We start from the raw sequence: 3,960 nt of genomic DNA, 5'->3' as shown, positions 1-3,960 counted from the left end.
AATATATATTTTTGAAGGCGTCTAATTAACATTCATTAAATAAAATTAATTAAATAAAATTAATTAAATGATTTCCTTTACCTGCGCTACACCTTTATCGGTGAGCATGTAGTACCCATTTGTCACATACAAGAGACCTTGTTTCTTAAGGTGTGATGCGGCTTGGTGTGTATAGTCTGGCTTCCAATTCAGGTGTTCGTGAATGGTGCCGATGCCATTTTCTGTGGCCGCGATTGGCGTATTCATATGGGTATAGATGTGACAGAGCATCATCATTTCTCGATAGTGACGGCGCAAGTGGCGTTGGCGCCGATAGGTGGCGATATAGCCCGTCTTTGGCGTACATATAACGGCGATTAATAGGGCGAGTCCTATGGTCGTTGCGATAGCGCCTGCAATGGATACGTCTAGTGTGAAAGCAACTTCCGTACCGATGACGGCACAGATAATGCCGATGATGATACTGCTAATGAGCATGGCTTTCACAGAGTCGGTCCATAAATAAGCGATGACTGCTGGGCCGATCATGAGTCCAATAACGAGGATGGCACCGACCGCTTGGAAGGATGCCACCACGGTGAGGGATACCATGGTCATGAGCACGTAATGGATGAGGGCGGGCATAAAGCCGAAAAGCCCTGCTAGTAGTGGATCAAAAGTGGATAGCTGCAGTTCCTTGTAGAAGAGCATTACCAATACGAGGTTGATAAGTGCTACCCCTAAGGAAATCCATAGTGATACGGGCCCTAAGTCTGTGCCGTTTACAATCCACCTATCGAATGGAGCGAAAGCGATTTCTCCCAGTAATGCTGTATCTACGTCGAGATGTGCGTTGCCGCTGTAGAGACTGACGAGGATAATGGCGATAGAGAAGAGGAGGGGGAAGATGATACCAATGGACGCGTCTTCGTTGACGAGCCCCGTGTTATGGATCATTTCTGTAAGCCATACAGTGCCTACGCCGACTAGTGTTGCCCCTACTAGAAGCAAGGGCGAGTTTAAGTCTTCTGTTACGAAGAAGGCGAGTACGATGCCGAGGAATACAGTGTGCGTAATGGCATCGGCCATCATGGACATGCGGCGCAACACGAGGAATACACCGGGGATAGCGCATGCAATGGAGACCGCAATGGCGATGAGTAAAATCTCTGTATGTACTGTCATGGGGCACCTCCTATATGAGGCTGTCCGCCCTCAGCTCTATATATCTTTTGTTGTAAATCAGCAGGGCTTATTCTCGCAGTTTCAGATAATAAAGCTCGTTTTGATTGTTTGTTTTTACGATATTGCCACAAGATGCCTCTATTAGGTGCAAAAATGAGGCTCAATAGGACGATAACCGACAGGATGACGATGATGGCTGGACCTGTAGGTAGTTTTTGTACTGATGTACTCCAGATAGTGCCGCCGATAGCAGATACCATGCCAAAGAATCCTGCTAGTATACACATGGTTCCTAGCTTGTTCGTCCACTGACGGGCTCCTACGGCCGGTGCAATGAGTAGAGAGCTAATCAAGATAGCCCCTACCGACTGAATGCCGATGATAATGGTCATGATCAATAGTGAACGATATAAAATGAGGGTAAAGGTGACAGGAATTTGCAAAGTTTTAGCGTATTCTACGTCAAAGGAAATGAGTTTTAGCTCCTTCCAAAATAAGGCTGTTAAAACGATAATGATGAGCGCTGCCGCCGATGTAATGTACACATCGCGAGCTAATATAGTGGCGGCCTGTCCAAATATAAATTTTGAAAGCCCCGCTTGCCCTGCGTTATTTAGACTTTGTACGTAGGTGAGGAGGACCATGCCGAGTCCAAAGAAGGCCGATAAGATAGTGGCCAAAGCGCCATCAAATTTGATTTTACTATTTTCGACGGTAATGGTAATGAGCCAAGCTGCAGTAATCGAGGATAGGGCAGCCCCAGCGATGAGAACCTCAATATCCTTTATGCCTGTTAGCAAGAAGGCGATAACTACACCAGGTAGTGCCGCATGGGAGAGACCGTCACCGATGAGGCTTTCCTTGCGCAGTACTGCAAAGGTGCCAGCGATACCGCTAGCGAGCCCTAATAAAGCCGTACCTAGCAGTACCATCTGCGTCGTATAGGATTGGAGTATAGTCATACAATCCTCCCCTTGCCGTAGGTGCGCTCGATGGCTTCCTCTGTAAACGTATCTGCTACAGGGCCGTAGGCAACGGTCTGTTTGTTCACCATCGTTACCCAGTCGAAATATTGAGGTACCGTATTTAAATCGTGGTGTACGACGATAACCGTTTTGCCACGCGCTTTCATTTCTTGTAAAAGGGAGATAATAGCGTGTTCTGTCGTTTTATCGACGCCTTTGAAAGGTTCGTCCATGAGGTAAATGTCGGCTTCTTGTACGAGGGCTCTCGCGAGGAATACACGCTGTTGTTGGCCCCCTGAAAGCTGACGGATTTGCCTGTTTACATAATCACTCATGCCCATTTTATCGATCATGGATAGGGCTAGTTCTTTATCCTTTTTACTTGGTCGTTTGAACCAACCTAGATGACCATAACGTCCCATGAGTACAACATCTAATACGGTAGTAGGAAAGTCCCAGTCGACACTACCACTTTGAGGGACGTAAGCGATTTTCTTGTAATCATGTTTATCCATCGCTAAGTGGTGATCGATATAAAACTTAACACTACCTGAGATAACTGTTAATAGGCCGAGCATGGCCTTTAATAATGTAGATTTTCCGGCCCCATTCGGGCCGACGATGGCCGCTAAGGAACCGATGGGTACCTTCATATCTACGTCCCATAATACGGGTTTTGTCGTATAGGCTACGGTCATATCTTCAACTTCAACGGCCCATTCCATAGAGACCTCCTTTTGCTAATGAGTGCTACTAGCAATGTATTACTAGTAGCACGTGTACTTACATAGGGACATACCTTTTATGTCGTCCTTGTTTTGAAATGTTATTTGTTATTTAAGTGCTTTAGCGATGGTATCGATATTGGCTTTTACCATACCGATATATGTGCCGCCTTCAGTGCCTTCAGAACCGAGGGAGTCGGAGTATAATTCACCACCGATAGCAACGTTCCAGCCTTTAGCCTTAGCTGCTTCTTGAACGGCTTCAATTGTTTTGTGTGGTACAGAAGATTCTACGAAAATCGCTTTAATTTTGTGATCTACGATAAATTGAACAAGTTCATTCACATCTTGTGTGCCTGCTTCTGTAGCAGTACTTACACCTTGCAAACCTTTTACTTCAAAGCCATAAGCGCGAGCAAAGTATTGGAAGGCATCGTGTGCTGTTACGAGAACGCGAGATTCTTTAGGAATAGATTCTGCTTGTGCTTTAATATATGCATCTGTTTCATCTAATTTAGTGAGGTATGCATCATAGCGTTTTTTGAAATCCTCTTTGTGAGCTGGATCTGCTTTCGCAAGACCTTCGTAAACTGCTTTGGCAGCAAGTTTCCAGTTAGCTACATCGAACCAAATATGAGGGTCTTTAGTTTTCACGCCATCTTCTTCATCAAAGTCGAGTAGAGTGGCTGGATCAATAGCGTCGGATACGCGGATAGTAGCTTTATTTTGTTTTGTTAAATTGTCGAAAATGGAACCCATTTTACCTTCTAAGTGAATGCCGTTGTATACGACAACATCTGCTTTAGACATGGTTGTTACATCGCCGGCGCTAGCTTGGTAGAGGTGAGGGTCTACGCCAGGTCCCATGAGTCCTTGGACGGATACATGATCACCGCCAATTTCTTTTACTAAATCTGTTAACATTGTAGTAGTAGCTACAACATTTAATTTTTTCTGATTGTCTTGGGCTGCATCTTTTCCACAGCCTGCTAATGCGAATAACATAAGTGCTAATGATACGACGATTAGTAAGATTCGATTGAATTTCATAATAAACCTCCTTTTTATAGATACTAATTTGAAAACGTTAATAATCTTGTTTATTT

General features: G+C 44.6%; 4 protein-coding genes. All 4 read right to left on the bottom strand.

Features of this window, described 5'->3' with window-relative positions; genetic code table 11:
* Positions 1-63: 63 nt before the first annotated feature.
* Complete coding sequence (locus tag QZ334_RS07365) at positions 64-1,164, bottom strand: metal ABC transporter permease (protein ID WP_295233241.1); 1,101 nt, start codon at positions 1,162-1,164, stop codon at positions 64-66.
* Positions 1,161-2,126: a metal ABC transporter permease gene (locus tag QZ334_RS07360; protein ID WP_295233239.1), complete on the bottom strand. Its 966-nt coding sequence runs from the start codon at positions 2,124-2,126 to the stop codon at positions 1,161-1,163. The genes QZ334_RS07365 and QZ334_RS07360 overlap by 4 nt, the downstream gene beginning before the upstream one ends.
* On the bottom strand, positions 2,123-2,854 hold the full coding sequence (locus tag QZ334_RS07355; protein ID WP_119208837.1) for a metal ABC transporter ATP-binding protein: 732 nt from the start codon (positions 2,852-2,854) through the stop codon (positions 2,123-2,125). The genes QZ334_RS07360 and QZ334_RS07355 overlap by 4 nt, the downstream gene beginning before the upstream one ends.
* Before the next feature lie 108 nt (positions 2,855-2,962).
* Positions 2,963-3,904: a metal ABC transporter solute-binding protein, Zn/Mn family gene (locus QZ334_RS07350; RefSeq protein ID WP_295233235.1), complete on the bottom strand. Its 942-nt coding sequence runs from the start codon at positions 3,902-3,904 to the stop codon at positions 2,963-2,965.
* Positions 3,905-3,960 lie beyond the last annotated feature (56 nt).

This window comes from Veillonella sp. (assembly GCF_019414865.1).
GTDB lineage: Bacteria > Bacillota > Negativicutes > Veillonellales > Veillonellaceae > Veillonella.
Note: the sequence above shows the minus strand (reverse complement) of the source record. Positions and strands in the feature narration are given on the sequence as shown.

Coding starts and splice junctions, on each gene's coding strand:
- QZ334_RS07355 (WP_119208837.1), bottom strand. CDS start 2,854: ATGGAATGGGCCGTTGAAGTTGAAGATATGACCGTAGCCTATACGACA.
- QZ334_RS07350 (WP_295233235.1), bottom strand. CDS start 3,904: ATGAAATTCAATCGAATCTTACTAATCGTCGTATCATTAGCACTTATG.
- QZ334_RS07360 (WP_295233239.1), bottom strand. CDS start 2,126: ATGACTATACTCCAATCCTATACGACGCAGATGGTACTGCTAGGTACG.
- QZ334_RS07365 (WP_295233241.1), bottom strand. CDS start 1,164: ATGACAGTACATACAGAGATTTTACTCATCGCCATTGCGGTCTCCATT.